This window comes from Coprococcus sp. HPP0074 (genome assembly GCF_964238105.1).
Lineage (GTDB): Bacteria > Bacillota > Clostridia > Lachnospirales > Lachnospiraceae > Faecalimonas > Faecalimonas umbilicata.
Window position 1 is genome coordinate 1 of record NZ_CAXSKS010000001.1, and the last position, 17,210, is coordinate 17,210.

Here is a 17,210-nt window from a genome sequence, read left to right on the forward strand (position 1 = left end):
AACTTAGCGAGTTAACAATTACAAAAAAAGGGAAAATTGGTTACATTTAATTTGTACTTTTTCTTGACATAGGACCAGTTTAACCGATTTGTGATGGAGGACGTATCGGATCCGTTTGATTTTTATTATTCTGAAAACTGGTTTTTCGTAAAGGAAGTATATGTTCCGCGAAAAATTGTTTTAGATATTATTGCAGTCAATAAGTCTCTCTTTTCTCCTTTTACGGTAATAGGAATTATCACCGAAAATGGAGAAGCTGTTTTTTGGCACAGGTTAAAAAAGAAGAGGCAGATCAGGTGACTATAAAGTTAAAGAAAGAATTCCCGGAGTTTCGATGTGATGTACAGATTCTGAGAGAAGCTATATATAAACGGTTTTATAAGGAAAAGAAGAGGCAGTTCGCTGATAAAATTCCGGATAAAATGGAGTTTATCAATTATTGCAGACTTTAAGAAGTTGAACATGAAAGAATAAAAAAGAGGAGATGAAAGATTCAGGGGAAATAATCGATGATCTTTGTGCAATTATTTGACACAAGAGGGGATTGTGCGCCATCCGGATTTTGATGACAGAATTGTTGCGTTTGCAGACATGCTGCATGGCAGAACGGAACTTTACGATGACAATTCGCATGGGACGCATGTTAGTTCAATCATTGGCGGCAGTGGAAGAATGTCCGGGGGCAGATATGAGGGAATGGCGCCGAAGTGTCAGCTGGTAGTTGTGAAAGTATTGGATGAGAAAGGAAATGGAAATATCGGAAATGTTCTGCATGGGATCCAGTGGGTGCTGGAAAATCGGGCTCGTTTTCAAATCCGCATTGTAAATATTTCTGTGGGGACATTGCCGAGTGTCAATGAAGAGGGGGCAGAAAAGCTGGTGCAGGCAGTGGAGGCACTTTGGGACGTGGGAATAGTAGTAGTGACTGCAGCAGGCAATTATGGACCGCGTCCAGGCAGTATTACCTCGCCGGGAATCAGCAAGAAAGTGATCACGGTCGGTTCCTGCGATGATCAGTTTTATATGGAAGAGGGAAAGAAAAAGAGAAAAAGTTATTCGGGCAGAGGTCCTACTGCGGAGTGTGTGGTGAAGCCGGATCTTCTTGCTCCGGGAAGCTACATCACATCCTGCAATGCAAGATACAGAGAAAAAGGACAGAAACCGTATACAATGAAGAGCGGAACCTCCATGTCCACGCCAGTCGTGAGTGGTGCTATCGCGCTTTTGTTATCAAAATATCCGGATATGTCTAATGTAGAAGTGAAACTACGGCTTCGGGAGAGCAGTATTGATATTGGAAGACCTCAGAATGAACAAGGATGGGGACTGCTGAATGTAGAGAAGTTGTTGAAGGAATAAGACAGCGCTGTAAAAAATCAGCGCTGTAAAAAGACGAATTCGGAGTCAGAGGAGAGGGAAGGCTCATAGAAGTAGCCGTCAGTGTCGAACTCTTTTAATTTTTCAAAATCAGAAATCCGGTTTGTGATGATATAGTGAACCATTTGACCGCGTGCCATCTTGGCGGCAGTGGCGAGTGTCTTGTACACTCCATTTTTCCGGACTTTGAAAGAGCAGGTGAGAAAACGAACCGGAGCTTTGACGTATTTTCGGATACATTTTGCATATTCCTCAGAGGCAAGATTGACGATCCGGTCATCGGATGCAGTGAGATCCTGATAGAGAAGGTCAGACCAGTATTCATAAAGGTTCTTCGTGCCGGCAACATTTAGTTTTGTGAGCATTTCCAATCGGTATTCGTAAATACTGTCGTAAGGCTTTAATATTCCATAAGCGCCGCTTAAAATGCGGATCGTCTTTTGAGCATACTCTTTGTCAGAGTCAGAAAAGGTGAGTGGTTTCATATATTTATACTGGATTCCATCATAAGTTTCGATGGCGGCAGTACCGTTCTGATCAAATTTCATTGTCTGGATCCGGTCGGCGCCATCCAGTGCCAAGGATGGATTGATCCGCATAAGAATCTCAAGATCCATCGGGGAATAGGTACGCAGCACCTTGATGATCTCCTGTGTATGGGAAAGATAAGCGGGCAGCGAACGCGGTATCGTTTCGGATTGGGCCGGTTTCATGTTCTTTGCCGGGGAAATGATGATTTTCATAGAAATAAATCCTCCATAGATATCGATTTCAAGTAATGTTTGTAAATGTTCTTCGTCTGGATTGTAGCACAAAAAAAGAGGGCGGTGCAAGAACTTCTCTGCTATGAAAGGTGCTGATTTTGCAGAAAATCATCAGTGTCAAGAAAAAATACTTGACACCACATTTTTTTTGTTATATGATACCAAAGGTGATAAAAATGAATGAGATCTTAGAACAGGCATTGCTGTATGATTTTTATGGAGAGCTTTTGACAGCACATCAGAAAAATATATATGAGCAGTTCGTGCTGGAGGATTTATCTTTGAGTGAAATCGCAGAAGATGCGGGAATCAGCAGGCAGGGCGTACACGATTTGATCAAACGGTGCAACAAGACACTGGAGGGATATGAGTCGAAGCTCCATCTTGTAGAGAGATTTCTTTCCGTTAAGGAAAAAGTTCACCGCATGAATACATTGTTAGAAGAGCAAGAAAAGATCAGTACAGAAGAGCTGATCCGAGAGATTAAAGGGATTTCTTCGGAAATCTTAGAGGAGTTGTAGTATGGCATTTGACAGTTTAACTGAAAAACTTCAAAATGTATTTAAGAACCTGAGAAGCAAGGGACGTCTGACCGAGGAGGATGTTAAGCTTGCACTGCGGGAAGTGAAGATGGCGCTTTTAGAGGCGGATGTTAACTTCAAAGTTGTCAAAGGGTTTGTGAAAGATGTGCAGGAGCGTGCAGTCGGTCAGGACGTGATGAACGGTTTGAATCCGGGACAGATGGTGATCAAGATTGTAAATGAAGAGTTGATCCGTCTGATGGGATCTGAGACGACTGAGATTCAGCTGCAGCCGGGACAGGCGACCACTGTTATTATGATGGCGGGTCTTCAGGGAGCCGGTAAGACGACGACAACAGCGAAGATTGCAGGAAAGCTGAAGCTGAAAGGGAAGAAGCCACTTCTTGTTGCGTGTGATGTATATCGTCCGGCAGCGATTAAGCAGTTACAGGTGAACGGTGAGAAGCAGGGCGTGGAAGTATTCTCGATGGGTGAGAATCATAAGCCGGTTAATATCGCCAAAGCAGCGATGGAACATGCTGCAAAAAATGGAAACAATGTCGTGATCCTCGATACGGCAGGACGTCTTCATATCGATGAGGAGATGATGGAAGAACTTCAGGAAATCAAAGAACATGTGGAAGTTCATCAGACAATCCTTGTAGTCGATGCGATGACAGGACAGGATGCGGTTAATGTGGCAAATGATTTCAATCAGAAGATTGGAATTGATGGTGTCATTGTGACAAAGCTTGACGGAGATACAAGAGGCGGTGCTGCACTTTCCATTCGTGCAGTCACAGGAAAGCCGATTCTTTATGTCGGAATGGGTGAGAAACTTTCTGATTTGGAGCAGTTTTATCCAGATCGTATGGCATCCCGTATTCTTGGTATGGGAGATGTACTCAGCCTGATCGAGAAGGTCGGAGAAGACATTGACGAAGACAAAGCAAGAGAGATGGGCAAGAAGATTAAGAAGGCCCAGTTTGATTTTGAAGATTATCTGGAAAGTATGAATCAGATGAAAAAAATGGGCGGTCTGTCCAGTATCCTCAGTATGATGCCGGGAATGAACATGGCACAGATGAAGGGATTTGATTCTGAGGAAGGCGAGAAGAAGATGGCACAGATGGAAGCGATCATTTATTCTATGACTGTGAAAGAACGCCGGAATCCAGAGATTTTAAACCCATCAAGGAAGCATAGAATTGCGAAGGGTGCGGGAGTAGATATCAGTGAAGTCAACCGCATGATCAAGCAGTTTGAACAGTCCAAGAAGATGATGAAGCAGCTTCCGAATTTAATGGGCGGCAAAGGTGGTAAAAAAGGCAGATTCAAGCTTCCTTTTTAGCACATAGATAACAAATTTTAAGAGAAAGATGAAGAGGTGAATGAAATGGCAGTAAAAATCAGATTAAAAAGAATGGGACAGAAGAAAGCACCATTTTATAGAATCGTTGTAGCAGATGCAAGATCTCCAAGAGACGGAAGATTTATCGAGGAAATCGGAACATATGATCCGAATCAGGAGCCAAGCGCTTTCAAAGTAGACGAGGAAGCAGCTAAGAAATGGTTAAACAACGGAGCTCAGCCAACAGAAGTAGTTGGAAAGATTTTCAAAGCAGCTGGAATCGAAAAATAATCTGAGCCGCGGAGGTGCGCGTGATGAAAGAATTAGTCGAAGTAATTGCGAAAGCATTAGTAGATGATCCGAGCGGTGTTGTAGTTACAGAGAAAACAGAGGGAAAGACAACTGTGATCGAGTTACATGTTTCTGATGCAGATATGGGAAAAGTAATTGGAAAGCAGGGAAGAATTGCAAAGGCGATCCGTTCTGTTGTAAAGGCAGCAGCTGCGAAGGAAGATAAGAAAGTAGTTGTAGATATCGCTCAGTAGAGCGGTATCTATTTTTTTAAAAGGATTCATTGGAAGCAGGAAAGGAGCATCTGCCGGGTGGAAATAAGAAAGCACAGGCAGAGAAAGATCTTATGGAACAACAATTTCAGGTCGGAGTGATCTCAAGCACGCACGGTGTCAGGGGAGAAGTAAAAGTATTTCCTACCACAGATGATGTGAAGCGCTTCAAGAAGCTGAAGCATGTGTTATTAGATACAGGAAAAGAGCAGTTGCCTTTGGAAGTGGAGCAGGTGAAGTTTTTTAAACAGTTTGCGATTTTGAAATTCAAAGGGATTGATAATATAAATGACATCGAGAAGTATAAGGGGAAAAGTCTTCTCGTAGACAGAAAAGATGCGGTAAAATTAAAAAAAGATGAATATTTTATTGCTGATATGATTGGAATGCATGTATTTACCGAAGATGGAGCTGAATTCGGAACGCTCCGTGACGTGCTGGAAACCGGGGCAAACGATGTGTATATCATCGACACGACGGATGGAAAAGAAGTCCTTGTGCCGGCAATCAAACAGTGCATTCTTAATGTGGATATCGAAGAGCAGAAGATGACAATTCATCTGTTAGAAGGGCTGGTATAAAAGATGCATTTTCATATACTGACATTATTTCCGGAGATGGTCTTAAATGGACTTGGGACAAGTATTACTGGAAGAGCAATGGCAAATAATCTGCTTTCGGTAGAGGCTGTTAATATCCGGGATTATGCGAATAATAAACATAATCGGGTGGATGATTATCCATATGGAGGCGGAGCGGGTATGCTGATGCAGGCAGAGCCGGTGTACGGCGCATACCGCGCGGTGGAAGATTCTATCCAAGAACGCACTGGAAAAGAAGGGCGTACACGTGTCGTATATCTTTCACCGCAGGGGGGGACTTTCTCCCAGAGTATGGCAGAGGAGTTTGCGAAAGAAGAAGATCTGATTCTCTTGTGCGGTCATTATGAAGGAATTGACGAGCGAGTGTTGGAAGAAATCGTGACAGATTATGTCTCCATCGGAGACTATGTACTGACCGGAGGAGAACTTCCAGCTATGGTAATTGTTGATGCGGTATCCCGTCTGATCCCGGGAGTTCTGCACAATGATACTTCGGCAGAATTTGAGAGTTTTCAGGATAATCTGTTGGAATATCCGCATTATACAAGACCAGAAATCTGGCATGACAAGCAAGTGCCGCCGATCCTTCTGTCCGGACATCATGCCAACGTGGAAAAGTGGAGAAGAGAACAGTCGATCTTGAGAACATGGCAACGAAGGCCGGATTTGCTGGATAAGGCAGAACTTACAGAAAAAGAGAAAAAAACTTGCAAAATATAATAGAGCATGATAAAATGTAACGTGTTGTGAAGTAAAGAGATGGTCCTCTGATACAAATCATGTATTAGGAACGTCCAAATAATAAGGAGGTCACACAAGATGAACGATATTATTAAGAAAATTGAAGCTGAGCAGTTAAAGGCAGAAGTACCTGAATTTAACGTAGGTGATACTGTAAAAGTATACGCAAAAATTAAAGAAGGTAACCGTGAAAGAATCCAGGTTTTTGAAGGAACAGTTCTGAAGAAACAGGGTGGAAGCACAAGAGCAACATTTACAGTTAGAAAGAATTCTAACGGAATCGGTGTTGAGAAAACTTGGCCATTACACTCACCAAACGTAGAGAGAGTAGAAGTTGTTCGCAGAGGTAAAGTAAGAAGAGCGAAACTGAACTACTTAAGAGACCGCGTTGGTAAGAAAGCAAAAGTAAAAGAATTAGTAAAATAGTAACAAGAGGAAGGGACAAAGTACGGAATGTATGTTGTCCCTTTTGTTCTATCATCAAGAAAGACAGACACAGAGGTGCGAATGAAAAGATACGGAATCAGAAGAAGCAGGAAGAGAGAATATATAAAGAAAATCCGCAATGGTCTGGTATGGAGTATGCAGATCGCGATTGTATGTATCATCGCCTTTGTGCTTGTATGGTACTGGGGACAGCGGGTCAGCAATATTGGCGATTCGATGAATCCGGTGCTGCATAATGGGGACATTGTGCTTGTCAATCGACTGATTTATGACACAAGCACACCGAAGCGGAATGATATTATTGTGTTCCGGCCAAATGGGAATGAAAATGCCCATGCTTCGATCAAGCGCATTGTAGGACTTCCCGGGGAAACGATCCAATTGAAGGATAATGCTGTTTATATTAATGGAGAGAAGTTAAAAGAGGATTTCCAGACAACAGAGATCAGAGATGCCGGGATTGCCGGGGAAGAGCTGGTGCTTGGAGGCGATGAGTATTTTGTACTTGGAGATAACCGGGCGGCGAGTGAAGATAGCAGAGAGGCGGATATCGGTACAGTGAAACGCTCTGAGATAGAAGGAAAAGCATGGTTTGTCATGTTGCCGACACAACATTTTGGATTGATAAAAGACTGATAGAAAGATAGAGGTAAAAGAGATGCATTTTCAATGGTATCCGGGTCATATGACGAAAGCAAAACGTATGATGCAGGAAAATATAAAATTGATCGATCTTGTGATCGAATTGGTTGATGCCAGAATTCCGGTGAGCAGCCGGAATCCAGACATTGATGAGCTTGGAAAAAATAAGGCGAGGCTGATTCTTTTGAATAAGTCAGACCTTGCGGAAGAAAAACAGAATGATGCCTGGGCAGAATACTTTAAGGAAAAAGGCTTTTCAGTTGTAAAAGTAAACTCGAAAAGAGGAGGCGGAATCAAGTCGATTCAAGGCGTAATTCAGGAGGCATGTAAAGAAAAAATTGAGCGTGACAGAAAGCGCGGTATCTTAAATCGTCCGGTGCGGGCAATGGTTGTCGGGATTCCAAATGTCGGAAAGTCGACATTTATCAATGCTCTTGCAGGCAAAGCATGCGCGAAGACTGGAAATAAGCCAGGCGTCACAAAAGGAAAACAGTGGATCCGTCTTAATAAAAACGTAGAACTTCTCGATACACCGGGAATTCTCTGGCCGAAATTTGAAGATCAGACAGTGGGACTTCGGCTCGCGTTTATCGGTTCGATTAAGGATGAGATTTTAAATACAGAAGAACTTGCGATGGAGATGATCACTTTTCTGACAGAGAAATATCCGGGCGTTCTGGAAGAAAAATATAGCGTAGAGATCAGTGAAGACTCCTATGAGTGCCTGAGAAGAATTGCAGAAAGCAGACATTGTCTTGTGAAAGGAAATGAACTTGACACAAATAAGGCCGCAATCCTGCTGATTGACGACTTCCGGAGTGGAAAGCTTGGAAGGATCACGCTGGAATTTCCGGAAGACTATGAGTAGAAAAAGCGGAAGGAAGAAGGCGGTAAGAAATGAAAAGCGATGAAGAAAAGTATTTAGCAGAAGAAAAAAATATTTTTAAGGAACTTCTTGGCTGGCTGGTATATATACTGATTATTTTTGGTCTGACATATCTTGTGATTACATTTGTTGGACAGCGTACGCGTGTTACCGGTTCCTCGATGGAAACGACCTTGAGTGATGGTGACAATCTCATTGTGGACAAAATCTCTTACCGGTTCCGGAATCCGGAGCGGTATGACATTATTGTCTTTCCGTATCAGTATCAGGAAAATACATACTATATTAAGCGGATTATCGGAATGCCGGGGGAAACCATACAGATTATCGATGGGGAAGTCTACATTGACGGACAGATACTCGGTGAGGAGTATGGAGCAGAAGTGATGCAGGATGCAGGGATCGCCGAAGTGCCGGTGACACTTGGAGAAGATGAATATTTTGTACTGGGCGACAACCGGAACCACAGCATGGACAGCAGAGATTCCAGAGTTGGTATTTTAAAGAGAGAAGATCTTGTTGGAAGAGCGTGGGTACGGATCTGGCCATTTTCAGAGTTTGGAGTGATAAAACATGAGTAAGAGCATTCGGGAAATACAGCAGGAATTTTCTCAGGCAGATGATTGTGAAAGAAAGGTACTGTATGAACAATATGCAGATGATCCGAGGGCAGGCGTGACTGCTCTGATCGCAAAATACAAAAAGCAGGAAGAAAAGCTTGCGGCGGAGATTGCCCGCATTGAGGCGATGAAATCTTATGAGAACAAATACCGGGACGCAGCATTTATCTGCGGGATCGATGAAGTTGGAAGAGGTCCGCTTGCAGGTCCGGTCGTGGCAGGGGCTGTAATCCTTCCAAAAGACAGCCAGATTCTTTATCTCAATGATTCCAAAAAATTGACGGAGAAACGCAGGGAAGAACTCTATGAGGTGATCATGCGGGAGGCAGTAGCTGTTGGGATTGGAATTGTAAGTCCTGCACGGATTGACGAGATCAATATTCTTCAGGCAACGTATGAGGCAATGCGGGAGGCTGTAGGGAAGCTTTGTGTGGAGCCGAATGTCCTTCTAAATGATGCAGTTACAATTCCGATGATTCCTCCGCATATTGTCCAGGTGCCGATCATCAAAGGAGATGCCAAAAGTGTTTCGATTGCCGCGGCAAGTATTGTGGCGAAGGTGACAAGAGACCGGCTGATGACAGAATATGAGGAGGTACTTCCTGGATATGGATTTGCATCGAACAAAGGGTATGGCTCGTCAGAGCATATCGCAGCATTGAAAAAATATGGACCGACACCGATCCATCGTCGTAGTTTTATCCACAATTTCATCTAAAGAGAGGAAAGCATTTTATGGGGAATCAGCGACAGATCGGAAGGGAGTATGAGAAAATGGCAGCAGAGTATCTGGAAGCATGTGGCTTTCAGATACTTTCCTGTAATTATCGGTGCAGATACGGGGAGATTGACCTAATTGCGAAAGACGGAGAGGTGCTTGTATTCTGTGAGGTTAAGTATCGCTCGGATACGAGAAAAGGAGAACCGGCGGAGGCAGTCGGAATCAAGAAGCAGCAAACAATCTACAAATGTGCGGCAGCATACTTGCAGGAGTATGGGATAGGAGAAATGCCTTGTCGCTTCGATGTGATTAGTATTTTAGGACGGGAGATCTGTCTGATCCGGGATGCATTTTGAGAACCAGGATAAATATGGTGCACAGATGTTTAACAAAAAATAAAGGGAGGAGAGAGCATTGGAGAATCGTTGGAAGAAAACAGACGAAAGAAATGTATTGGAAGTAAAAGAAAAAGCGGGCGTAACCTATCTGTCCTACCCGCTTTTAGAACATACGAAGTGTGTGAGACACGCATTTTCTACAAGACTTGGAGGAGTCAGTGAGGGAATCTATGCCTCGATGAACTTAAGTTTTTCCCGGGGAGATGATCCGGAAGCAGTGCGGGAGAATTTTTACCGGATGGCAGAAGTGCTTGAGATTTCGCCAGAGCAGTATGTCTTTTCTGCGCAGACACATACAACGAATGTTCGGAAAGTAACAAAAGACGATGCAGGAAAAGGATTTTTATTTCCGCAGGCATGTATTACGGGATGCGCGGGAGGGCTTAAGGATGTGGATGGGCTTGTGACAAATGAGCCCGGACTTTGCCTTGCTACTTTTTATGCAGACTGTGTGCCGCTTTTTTTCGTGGATCCGGTAAAAAAAGCGATTGGGCTCAGCCATTCTGGATGGAGGGGCACGGTTGGAAAGATCGGAAAAGTGACGGTGGAGAAAATGACAGAACTGTATGGAACAGATCCAAAGGATGTTGTCGCGGCAGTCGGACCGTCGATTTGTCAGGATTGCTATGAGGTCAGCAAAGATGTTGTTGAGCAGTTTTGGGAAAACTATGATGAGAAATACTGGGAAAAATTATTTTATGAAAAAGAAAACGGCAAATACCAGTTAAATCTCTGGGAGGCAAATCGCATTGTGCTGCAGGAGGCAGGAATCCCGAAGGAGCAGATTGCAGTGACAAATATCTGTACTTGCTGCAACAGTGAACTCCTGTTTTCGCATCGGGCATCACAGGGGAAGAGAGGAAACCTTGGGGCATTTCTTATGTTAGAATAAACAGTGGAAGATAAACTAAATTTACAGCGCGAAAGAGGAGGTCATCTATGGATATGGAAACAGCAGCAGAAAATGTAGAAGAAGCAGCAAAAGATGTAAACCGGTTGGTCGAATATGTCAATTCTCAGATTCCGAACATCATTAATTTTGGTCTGAAAGTAGTGTTGTCATTGATCTGCTTTTTTATCGGAAGAAAGCTGATCCGGTGGGTACAGAAATTAGTCAGAGCATCTTTAAATCGGGCAAACGTAGATAAAGGGGTAGAGCAGTTTGTAGATTCAATGTTAAAAGTGGTGCTTTATTGTATTCTGATCTTTAGTCTTGTGGCAAATTTCGGAGTAGATACGACATCGATCGCAGCGCTCTTTGCTTCCGGAGGTGTTGCTATCGGTCTGGCGCTCCAAGGAAGTCTTTCAAACTTTGCGGGAGGAGTTTTGATCCTTCTTTTGAAACCGTTTGTAGTGGGAGATTATATTATTGAAAGTGGAACTGGAAATGAAGGAACGGTAAAGGAAATTCAAATTTTCTATACAAAGTTATCAACGGTTGACAATCGGATGATCGTTATTCCAAACGGTGCGCTGTCTAATAATAGTCTGACAAATGTGACAGCAAAAGAGAAGAGGCGCTTGGAGATTAAAGTAGGGATTTCCTACGAGTCAGATTTGCGGAAGGCAAAGGAAGTGATCGAATCTCTTCTTCTTGAAGATGAGAGTATTTTAAAAGATGAAGAAATCATAGTGTATGTTGATGAACTGGCAGAAAGTTCTGTTGTGATCGGGTCAAAGTCCTGGGTGAAAACCGATGATTATTGGCCGACCAGATGGAGATTGTTGGAGGAAATCAAACTGACGATGGATGAACAGGGGATCAACATTCCTTATCCGCAAATGGATGTTCATATTCAAAAAGAAAGCTAATAGAAAAGCAGTATAAGAAAGGCGGCAAAAAGTTCCCAATCTCTTCCACTTTTTGCCGTTTTTTAATAAAAAAACTTGACTTTTCAGAAAATTTTTATTATACTATAGTTCGTAGCAACTTGCAGAGAAAAGTAAGTTTGCAGAAAATAAATACAATATATCATATCGTGCTGAAATAGCTCAGTCGGTAGAGCACTTCACTCGTAATGAAGGGGTCGTCGGTTCAAGTCCGATTTTCAGCTGAATGGCAGGCAGATATAGGTGAGAGTCTATATCTGCTTTTTTATTACAGAACAAAACGAAAGAGGGAGTGAGGGAAATGAAACAAATGTGGAAAAAATTGTTTACACCGACAGACATGACAGAAGGAACACCATGGAAAAAGATTGTCCTGTTTACGATTCCGATGTTGATCGGAAATATTGCGCAGCAATTATACAATACGGTGGATAGTATTATTGTGGGACGCTATGTCGGAGATAATGCTCTGGCAGCCGTGGGAAGTGCCAGCCCGATTTTGAACTTGCTGATCGTACTGTTTATTGGAATTTCAGTTGGGGTGAGTATTATGGTTGCCCAGTATTTTGGGGCGAAAGAAAGGGAAGAATTATCATCTACAATCGGAGGATGTGTGACGCTGACAGCGATTGTTGCAATAGCTCTGATGATTGTTTCTCCATTTGTCGTGCGACCGATGTTGGAAATGCTCCACACACCGGCAAGCATTATCGACTGGTGTACTTCCTATCTGATCATTATGATGGTCGGGATTGCAGGCATGGCTTATTATAATATATTAAGTGGTGTGCTGAGGGGTCTTGGAGATTCTGTGTCGGCACTCGTTTATCTGCTTGTTGCAACGGTATTGAATATTGGTCTGGATCTTTTATTTGTTGCAGTGTTTGATATGGGAGTAGCGGGGGTTGCCCTCGCGACAGTGATCGCTCAGTTTGTCTCTGCGGTGCTTTGTTTATGGAAATTAATGCATATGAAGGAAATTTTTGAGTTTAGAAAACATCACTTAAAAATGAGCAGAGAACATACGGCACAGATTATCCGCCTGGGACTTCCTTCCGGCTTGACACAGGCAATTTTTTCAATGGCAATGATTATTGTGCAGTCATTGACAAATAGTTTCGGGGAGATGTTCATTGCAGCAAATGTAATCATTATGCGCGTTGATGGGTTTGCGATGATGCCAAACTTTTCTTTTGGAACAGCGATGACGACTTATGCCGGACAGAATGCAGGAGCAAAACAATATGATAGAATCAACCGGGGAGCAAAGCAGGGAACTCTGATTGCAATGGGAGTATCGGCGACTATTACCGGGCTGATTTTGATCTTTGGGAAATATCTGATGGGAATTTTTACAGAGACTGAGGAGCTTGTTGATCTCAGCATGCGGATGATGCGTATTCTTGCGGTTGGATATATTGCGATGGGGGCAACTCAGTGCTTGTCCGGAGTGATGCGTGGGGCAGGTGATACGATGACGCCGATGTGGATCTCGCTTGTGACGACAGTGCTAATCCGTGTACCGGTTGCCTATGGAATTTCCTGGATCACAAGAACACCAGAATTGCCAAATGGACGGTCTGAGTGCGTTTTCATTTCGTTGCTTTGCTCTTGGGTGCTGGGTGCGTTGATTACATTTTACTTTTACAAACGTGGAAAATGGAAGAAAAAAGCATTGGGAAGTATGGAGAAATAACAAAAATATCCAATGATGTTTGAAAAAAAGAGGGAACTTTCTCGAAAGGCGAGAGGTTCCCTCTTTTTCGTATTGAAAAGGGGCTCTTTGCAATAGTAGTGATCAAGAGTGGCGTTTTCCGAGGTATAGCTTTTCAAGCAGGTTGATGCAGGCATATAGGAACATTGCGAGAATGCAAAGGAGGACGATAGCCATCAGGAGCCAGTCGAGCTTAAAGACCTGGCTGGAGTAAATGATCAAGTAACCAAGCCCGTTTCGTGCTGCAAGGAATTCTCCGATGATCACTCCGACGAGGCAGAGTCCGATGTTGACCTTCATATTGCTGATGATTGCCGGAATGGAATGAGGGATTACAACTTTTGTGAGAGCGTGGAATCTGGTACCGTGCAGCGTATAGATGAGTTTGATTTTCTCTTGATCGACAGTATGAAAGCTTGTATATAGGCTTAAAATACTTCCAAAGATTGCAACAGACATTCCAGAGACAATGATCGTTGTTTGAGTGGCGCCGAGCCATACGATCAGAAGGGGTGCCAGTGCAGATTTTGGAAGGCTGTTCAGCACGACAAGGTAAGGTTCCATAATCTCGGAAAGCTTCGGACTGAACCAGAGAAGAACGGCACAGAGCAGAGCAATGAAGATAACAAGAAGGAAGCTTACGATTGTCTCATATACGGTGACACCAACGTGGAGGAAGATGCTTCGATCGCACACCATATTCCAGAAGCAGCGGACAATTTTTGAAGGACTGCTGAAGATAAACGAGTCGATCAGTCCAGTTGCAGAGGAAATCTCCCAGAGGATAAAAAAGAGAAGCAAGATCAGAACCCGGAAGACAGAGACGATGGTCCGGTGCTTCTGTCTGCCTTTTAAAAATTCCTGTTGTTTTACGGACATCTCATTCACTTCCATTTAGTTCCCTCCAGACAAGATTGAAATATGTTTTAAATTCCGGTGTATTTCTGCGAAGAAGAGGAGTATCTTCCTGCATATCAAAGTGAAGCGGGATCGTCTGTTGAATAGAGGCGGGACGGGCAGAAAGGACGATGACGCGATCTCCAAGGCTGACTGCTTCTGATAAGTCGTGAGTGACAAGAATCGCTGTCTTTTTTTCTTTTCGGATAATTTGTCCGATATCATCTCCAACCGTCAGACGAGTCTGATAATCCAGAGCAGAGAATGGTTCGTCGAGAAGGAGAAGATCTGGATCAAGGACCAGTGTGCGGATAAGGGCAGCGCGCTGCCGCATACCTCCGGAGAGCTCAGAAGGTTTTGCTTTGGCAAAGTTTTGCAGTCCATAAGTGGCTAGCAGTTCGTTTGCTTTCTCTTTTGTCTGGCTGTTCAATTTGTGCTGGATCTCCAGGCCAAGGATGATATTCCGATAGATGGAGCGCCACTCAAACAGGTGATCTTTCTGAAGCATATACCCAATGTTGGCATTGCGCAGCTCTACGGATTTTCCATGGATCAGAATCTGCCCTTCCTCCGGTTGGAGCAGCCCTGCGATCAGTGATAAGAGTGTGGATTTTCCGCAGCCAGATGGACCGACGATAGCAATAAATTCTCCCTTTTTTACCGAAAAGGAGATGTGGCTTAAAGCAGGTGTCTCGCCATCCAGCGTGTGGTAGGCATAACTGACATTTTGAAATTCTAATATAGTTTCCATAAAAGCCTCCAGTCTGTTTCTATCCAATTTATGCAAAAGAAAGAAAATGGTGCGGCGATAGAGCAATCAGAAAAACGCGGATTGTTTTTTTTGATCAGTTGTGTATAATATCAGCAGGAGAAATAAAAGAAAAAGGGCAAAGGGTGAAGAAAATGAAAGAAAGAACAGATGGTGGGAGGATGAATCAAAAGGAAGAAAACCGGAAGATATCGGGACAGCCAAAGAGAAATTATCAGAAAGAGTTGGAGAACTTGTTAAAACAGTTTGAAAAAGATGGCAGAGTCCCATCTTTGTTACTTCATAGCTGTTGTGCACCTTGCAGTAGTTATGTGCTGGAGTATTTGTCTCAGTATTTTCATATTACAGTGTTCTATTACAATCCGAATATTTATCCGGATACCGAATATGACAAGCGGGTACAGGAACAAAAGGAACTGATTGAGAAACTCCCGGCGAAATATCCAATCTCTTTTCTGGCGGGAGAATATGATAAACAGCTGTTTTATGATGCGGTAAAAGGGATGGAGAGAGAAAAAGAAGGCGGCAGGCGATGTTTTCGCTGCTATGAACTGAGACTTTTGGAGGCGGCAAGGGAAGCGAAAAAGGGCAATTTTGATTATTTTACAACGACACTTAGTATCAGCCCGATGAAAAATGCTGCAAAGTTAAATGAAATTGGAGAGCGGATCGGAGAAGAGATAGGGGTTCCTTATCTTCTGTCTGATTTTAAGAAGAAGAATGGATACCGTCGCTCGGTGGAATTATCGGGATTGTATGGACTTTACCGGCAGGATTACTGTGGCTGTATCTTCTCAAAACAAGAGCGAGAAGCTCAGAAGAAAGAAATGCTAAAAAGTGAAAATATGTAAAAAAATCCTAAAAGAGAAAGAAAAAATATGTAAAAAGAGAAGATAATATTGGAAAATTATACAAAAATATGATAGACTATGAAAAATAAGCAACAGAAAAGAGGAACAAATATGGCACAATTGTGGGGAGGACGATTTACAAAAGAAACAGATCAGATGGTATATCAGTTCAATGCATCGATTTCTTTTGACAAAAGGTTTTATGCACAGGATATTAGAGGCAGCATCGCGCATGTGATGATGTTGGCAAAGCAAGGGATTCTGACAGAAGAAGAACAACGGAAAATGATTTCCGGTCTGGAAGGAATTTTGAGGGATATAGAAGACGGTTCTCTTGCGATTTCAGAGAAATATGAAGATATTCATAGTTTTGTGGAGGCGACTTTGATCGAGCGGATCGGAGAACCTGGCAAGAAATTACATACTGGAAGAAGCAGAAATGATCAGGTTGCCCTCGATATGAAGCTTTATATCAGAGATGAAGTGTATGCGACGGATCATCTTTTGAAGGAGTTGTTAGAGGTACTGCTTGGAATCATGGAAGAACATATCGATACGTTCATGCCGGGATTTACTCATCTGCAGAAAGCACAGCCAATCACATTGGCACACCATATGGGTGCTTATTTTGAAATGTTTAAGCGAGATCGAGCCCGTATGAAGGATGTTTACCGGAGAATGAATTACTGTCCGCTTGGCTCTGGAGCTCTGGCTGGTACCACATATCCGTTGGATAGAGAGTATACAGCGGAACTGTTAGGGTTTGCAGGTGCCACATGGAACAGTATGGATTCTGTGGCAGACAGAGATTATCTGATTGAATTTTTAGCCGCACTGTCTACGGTTATGATGCATTTAAGCCGCTTTTCAGAGGAGGTTATTATCTGGAACAGCAATGAGTACCAGTTTGTTGAAATTGATGATGCATACAGTACCGGAAGCAGCATTATGCCGCAGAAGAAGAATCCGGATATTGCAGAACTTGTTCGTGGAAAGACAGGACGTGTTTACGGAGCGTTGATGTCACTTCTTGTGACAATGAAAGGATTGCCGCTTGCTTATAATAAGGACATGCAGGAAGACAAAGAGCTTGCTTTTGATGCGATCGATACGGCAAAGGGATGTCTGATGTTGTTTACAGATATGCTCCGCACGATGAGATTTCAGAAGGAACAGATGGAAAGAAGCGCGAAAAACGGATTTACCAATGCGACAGATGCAGCAGATTATCTTGTAGGACATGGCGTAGCATTTCGGGATGCACATGGGATTGTCGGACAGCTTGTGTTAAGCTGCATTGAGAAGGGAATTTCATTGGAAGAGATGAGTTTGGAAGAATATCAGAGGATTTCCCCGGTATTTCAGGAAGATATTTATGATGCGATCAGTCTGAAGACTTGTGTGGAGAAGCGCAAGACATTTGGTGCACCGGGGCGGGAAGCGATGGAGCAGGTGATTTCTCTGCAGAAGCGATATTTGTCCCAGTCGGATACGTTTTCCGCACAGGATTGATAAA

At 43.2% G+C, this 17,210-nt stretch carries 22 protein-coding genes and 1 tRNA gene; 20 read left to right on the forward strand and 3 right to left on the reverse strand.

Annotated elements, in window-relative coordinates:
• Positions 1-263 precede the first annotated feature (263 nt).
• Entirely contained in the window at positions 264-452 is a 189-nt protein-coding gene (locus tag ACESPO_RS00005) for a hypothetical protein (RefSeq protein ID WP_016438514.1), read from the forward strand.
• A 94-nt stretch (positions 453-546) separates the two neighbouring features.
• Positions 547-1,359 carry a S8 family peptidase gene (locus tag ACESPO_RS00010; RefSeq protein ID WP_009262124.1) on the forward strand — a complete coding sequence of 271 codons (813 nt, stop codon included), beginning with the start codon at positions 547-549 and terminating at the stop codon, positions 1,357-1,359.
• Between the two features lie 17 nt (positions 1,360-1,376).
• Here the strand turns inward: ACESPO_RS00010 and yaaA are convergent, their stop codons facing one another.
• The gene (gene yaaA, locus ACESPO_RS00015) at positions 1,377-2,120 is read right to left on the reverse strand and encodes a peroxide stress protein YaaA (protein ID WP_336305286.1); all 744 of its coding nucleotides are present in this window, start codon (positions 2,118-2,120) and stop codon (positions 1,377-1,379) included.
• 197 nt (positions 2,121-2,317) lie between these two features.
• Between yaaA and ylxM the strand changes: the two genes are divergently transcribed.
• The 16 genes from ylxM to ACESPO_RS00095 all read left to right on the forward strand — a co-directional run bounded on the left by ylxM (position 2,318) and on the right by ACESPO_RS00095 (position 13,159).
• Entirely contained in the window at positions 2,318-2,662 is a 345-nt protein-coding gene (gene ylxM, locus ACESPO_RS00020; RefSeq protein ID WP_009262122.1) for a YlxM family DNA-binding protein, read from the forward strand.
• Between the two features lies 1 nt (position 2,663).
• Positions 2,664-4,013, forward strand: a complete 1,350-nt coding sequence (gene ffh, locus ACESPO_RS00025) for a signal recognition particle protein (RefSeq protein ID WP_008975238.1) — start codon at positions 2,664-2,666, stop codon at positions 4,011-4,013.
• Between the two features lie 45 nt (positions 4,014-4,058).
• Positions 4,059-4,304 (forward strand): 30S ribosomal protein S16, encoded by a 246-nt coding sequence (gene rpsP, locus ACESPO_RS00030; RefSeq protein WP_008975239.1) that lies wholly within the window; start codon positions 4,059-4,061, stop codon positions 4,302-4,304.
• Positions 4,305-4,327: 23 nt separating this feature from the next.
• Positions 4,328-4,558 (forward strand): KH domain-containing protein, encoded by a 231-nt coding sequence (locus ACESPO_RS00035; RefSeq protein WP_008975240.1) that lies wholly within the window; start codon positions 4,328-4,330, stop codon positions 4,556-4,558.
• 92 nt (positions 4,559-4,650) lie between these two features.
• Positions 4,651-5,157: a ribosome maturation factor RimM gene (gene rimM, locus ACESPO_RS00040; protein WP_174704864.1), complete on the forward strand. Its 507-nt coding sequence runs from the start codon at positions 4,651-4,653 to the stop codon at positions 5,155-5,157.
• Between the two features lie 3 nt (positions 5,158-5,160).
• Positions 5,161-5,898, forward strand: coding sequence for a tRNA (guanosine(37)-N1)-methyltransferase TrmD (gene trmD / locus ACESPO_RS00045; protein ID WP_499788309.1), 738 nt, complete (start codon positions 5,161-5,163; stop codon positions 5,896-5,898).
• A gap of 99 nt (positions 5,899-5,997) precedes the next feature.
• Positions 5,998-6,345 carry a 50S ribosomal protein L19 gene (gene rplS / locus ACESPO_RS00050; protein ID WP_008975244.1) on the forward strand — a complete coding sequence of 116 codons (348 nt, stop codon included), beginning with the start codon at positions 5,998-6,000 and terminating at the stop codon, positions 6,343-6,345.
• Positions 6,346-6,372: 27 nt separating this feature from the next.
• Positions 6,373-7,002, forward strand: coding sequence for a signal peptidase I (gene lepB, locus ACESPO_RS00055; RefSeq protein WP_009262120.1), 630 nt, complete (start codon positions 6,373-6,375; stop codon positions 7,000-7,002).
• 22 nt (positions 7,003-7,024) lie between these two features.
• Positions 7,025-7,876 carry a ribosome biogenesis GTPase YlqF gene (ylqF, locus tag ACESPO_RS00060; RefSeq protein WP_009262119.1) on the forward strand — a complete coding sequence of 284 codons (852 nt, stop codon included), beginning with the start codon at positions 7,025-7,027 and terminating at the stop codon, positions 7,874-7,876.
• A gap of 29 nt (positions 7,877-7,905) precedes the next feature.
• Positions 7,906-8,475 carry a signal peptidase I gene (gene lepB, locus ACESPO_RS00065; protein ID WP_016438517.1) on the forward strand — a complete coding sequence of 190 codons (570 nt, stop codon included), beginning with the start codon at positions 7,906-7,908 and terminating at the stop codon, positions 8,473-8,475.
• Positions 8,468-9,232 (forward strand): ribonuclease HII, encoded by a 765-nt coding sequence (gene rnhB, locus ACESPO_RS00070; RefSeq protein WP_016438518.1) that lies wholly within the window; start codon positions 8,468-8,470, stop codon positions 9,230-9,232. The genes lepB (ACESPO_RS00065) and rnhB overlap by 8 nt, the downstream gene beginning before the upstream one ends.
• A gap of 17 nt (positions 9,233-9,249) precedes the next feature.
• On the forward strand, positions 9,250-9,591 hold the full coding sequence (locus ACESPO_RS00075) for a YraN family protein (RefSeq protein ID WP_016438519.1): 342 nt from the start codon (positions 9,250-9,252) through the stop codon (positions 9,589-9,591).
• Positions 9,592-9,649: 58 nt separating this feature from the next.
• A complete protein-coding gene (gene pgeF, locus ACESPO_RS00080; RefSeq protein WP_336305287.1) occupies positions 9,650-10,525 on the forward strand; it encodes a peptidoglycan editing factor PgeF in 876 nt (291 codons plus the stop codon).
• A gap of 47 nt (positions 10,526-10,572) precedes the next feature.
• On the forward strand, positions 10,573-11,445 hold the full coding sequence (locus ACESPO_RS00085) for a mechanosensitive ion channel family protein (protein WP_008975251.1): 873 nt from the start codon (positions 10,573-10,575) through the stop codon (positions 11,443-11,445).
• Between the two features lie 169 nt (positions 11,446-11,614).
• Positions 11,615-11,687 (forward strand) — tRNA-Thr (locus ACESPO_RS00090).
• 77 nt (positions 11,688-11,764) lie between these two features.
• A complete protein-coding gene (locus ACESPO_RS00095; protein ID WP_016438522.1) occupies positions 11,765-13,159 on the forward strand; it encodes an MATE family efflux transporter in 1,395 nt (464 codons plus the stop codon).
• A gap of 102 nt (positions 13,160-13,261) precedes the next feature.
• Here ACESPO_RS00095 and ACESPO_RS00100 read toward each other — a convergent pair whose 3' ends face one another.
• Both ACESPO_RS00100 and ACESPO_RS00105 read right to left on the reverse strand, forming a co-directional pair.
• On the reverse strand, positions 13,262-14,071 hold the full coding sequence (locus ACESPO_RS00100; RefSeq protein ID WP_008975253.1) for an ABC transporter permease: 810 nt from the start codon (positions 14,069-14,071) through the stop codon (positions 13,262-13,264).
• Positions 14,058-14,825 (reverse strand): ABC transporter ATP-binding protein, encoded by a 768-nt coding sequence (locus tag ACESPO_RS00105; RefSeq protein ID WP_008975254.1) that lies wholly within the window; start codon positions 14,823-14,825, stop codon positions 14,058-14,060. Before ACESPO_RS00105 ends, ACESPO_RS00100 begins: the two co-directional genes overlap by 14 nt.
• A gap of 179 nt (positions 14,826-15,004) precedes the next feature.
• Here ACESPO_RS00105 and ACESPO_RS00110 point away from each other — a divergent pair, with 179 nt between their 5' ends.
• Positions 15,005-15,694 (forward strand): epoxyqueuosine reductase QueH, encoded by a 690-nt coding sequence (locus ACESPO_RS00110; RefSeq protein ID WP_207637121.1) that lies wholly within the window; start codon positions 15,005-15,007, stop codon positions 15,692-15,694.
• A 111-nt stretch (positions 15,695-15,805) separates the two neighbouring features.
• The gene (gene argH, locus ACESPO_RS00115) at positions 15,806-17,206 is read left to right on the forward strand and encodes an argininosuccinate lyase (protein WP_009262082.1); all 1,401 of its coding nucleotides are present in this window, start codon (positions 15,806-15,808) and stop codon (positions 17,204-17,206) included.
• Positions 17,207-17,210: the final 4 nt, after the last annotated feature.

Bases quoted from the DNA above. Each gene is read 5' to 3' on its own strand.
- rplS (WP_008975244.1), top strand. From the start codon at position 5,998: ATGAACGATATTATTAAGAAAATTGAAGCTGAGCAGTTAAAGGCAGAA.
- yaaA (WP_336305286.1), bottom strand. From the start codon at position 2,120: ATGAAAATCATCATTTCCCCGGCAAAGAACATGAAACCGGCCCAATCC.
- rnhB (WP_016438518.1), top strand. From the start codon at position 8,468: ATGAGTAAGAGCATTCGGGAAATACAGCAGGAATTTTCTCAGGCAGAT.
- ACESPO_RS00085 (WP_008975251.1), top strand. From the start codon at position 10,573: ATGGATATGGAAACAGCAGCAGAAAATGTAGAAGAAGCAGCAAAAGAT.
- lepB (WP_016438517.1), top strand. From the start codon at position 7,906: ATGAAAAGCGATGAAGAAAAGTATTTAGCAGAAGAAAAAAATATTTTT.
- ACESPO_RS00095 (WP_016438522.1), top strand. From the start codon at position 11,765: ATGAAACAAATGTGGAAAAAATTGTTTACACCGACAGACATGACAGAA.
- ACESPO_RS00110 (WP_207637121.1), top strand. From the start codon at position 15,005: ATGAATCAAAAGGAAGAAAACCGGAAGATATCGGGACAGCCAAAGAGA.
- ylqF (WP_009262119.1), top strand. From the start codon at position 7,025: ATGCATTTTCAATGGTATCCGGGTCATATGACGAAAGCAAAACGTATG.
- lepB (WP_009262120.1), top strand. From the start codon at position 6,373: ATGTATGTTGTCCCTTTTGTTCTATCATCAAGAAAGACAGACACAGAG.
- ylxM (WP_009262122.1), top strand. From the start codon at position 2,318: ATGAATGAGATCTTAGAACAGGCATTGCTGTATGATTTTTATGGAGAG.
- ACESPO_RS00105 (WP_008975254.1), bottom strand. From the start codon at position 14,825: ATGGAAACTATATTAGAATTTCAAAATGTCAGTTATGCCTACCACACG.
- ACESPO_RS00075 (WP_016438519.1), top strand. From the start codon at position 9,250: ATGGGGAATCAGCGACAGATCGGAAGGGAGTATGAGAAAATGGCAGCA.
- rimM (WP_174704864.1), top strand. From the start codon at position 4,651: ATGGAACAACAATTTCAGGTCGGAGTGATCTCAAGCACGCACGGTGTC.
- ACESPO_RS00035 (WP_008975240.1), top strand. From the start codon at position 4,328: ATGAAAGAATTAGTCGAAGTAATTGCGAAAGCATTAGTAGATGATCCG.
- argH (WP_009262082.1), top strand. From the start codon at position 15,806: ATGGCACAATTGTGGGGAGGACGATTTACAAAAGAAACAGATCAGATG.
- rpsP (WP_008975239.1), top strand. From the start codon at position 4,059: ATGGCAGTAAAAATCAGATTAAAAAGAATGGGACAGAAGAAAGCACCA.
- trmD (WP_499788309.1), top strand. From the start codon at position 5,161: ATGCATTTTCATATACTGACATTATTTCCGGAGATGGTCTTAAATGGA.
- ACESPO_RS00100 (WP_008975253.1), bottom strand. From the start codon at position 14,071: ATGGAAGTGAATGAGATGTCCGTAAAACAACAGGAATTTTTAAAAGGC.
- ffh (WP_008975238.1), top strand. From the start codon at position 2,664: ATGGCATTTGACAGTTTAACTGAAAAACTTCAAAATGTATTTAAGAAC.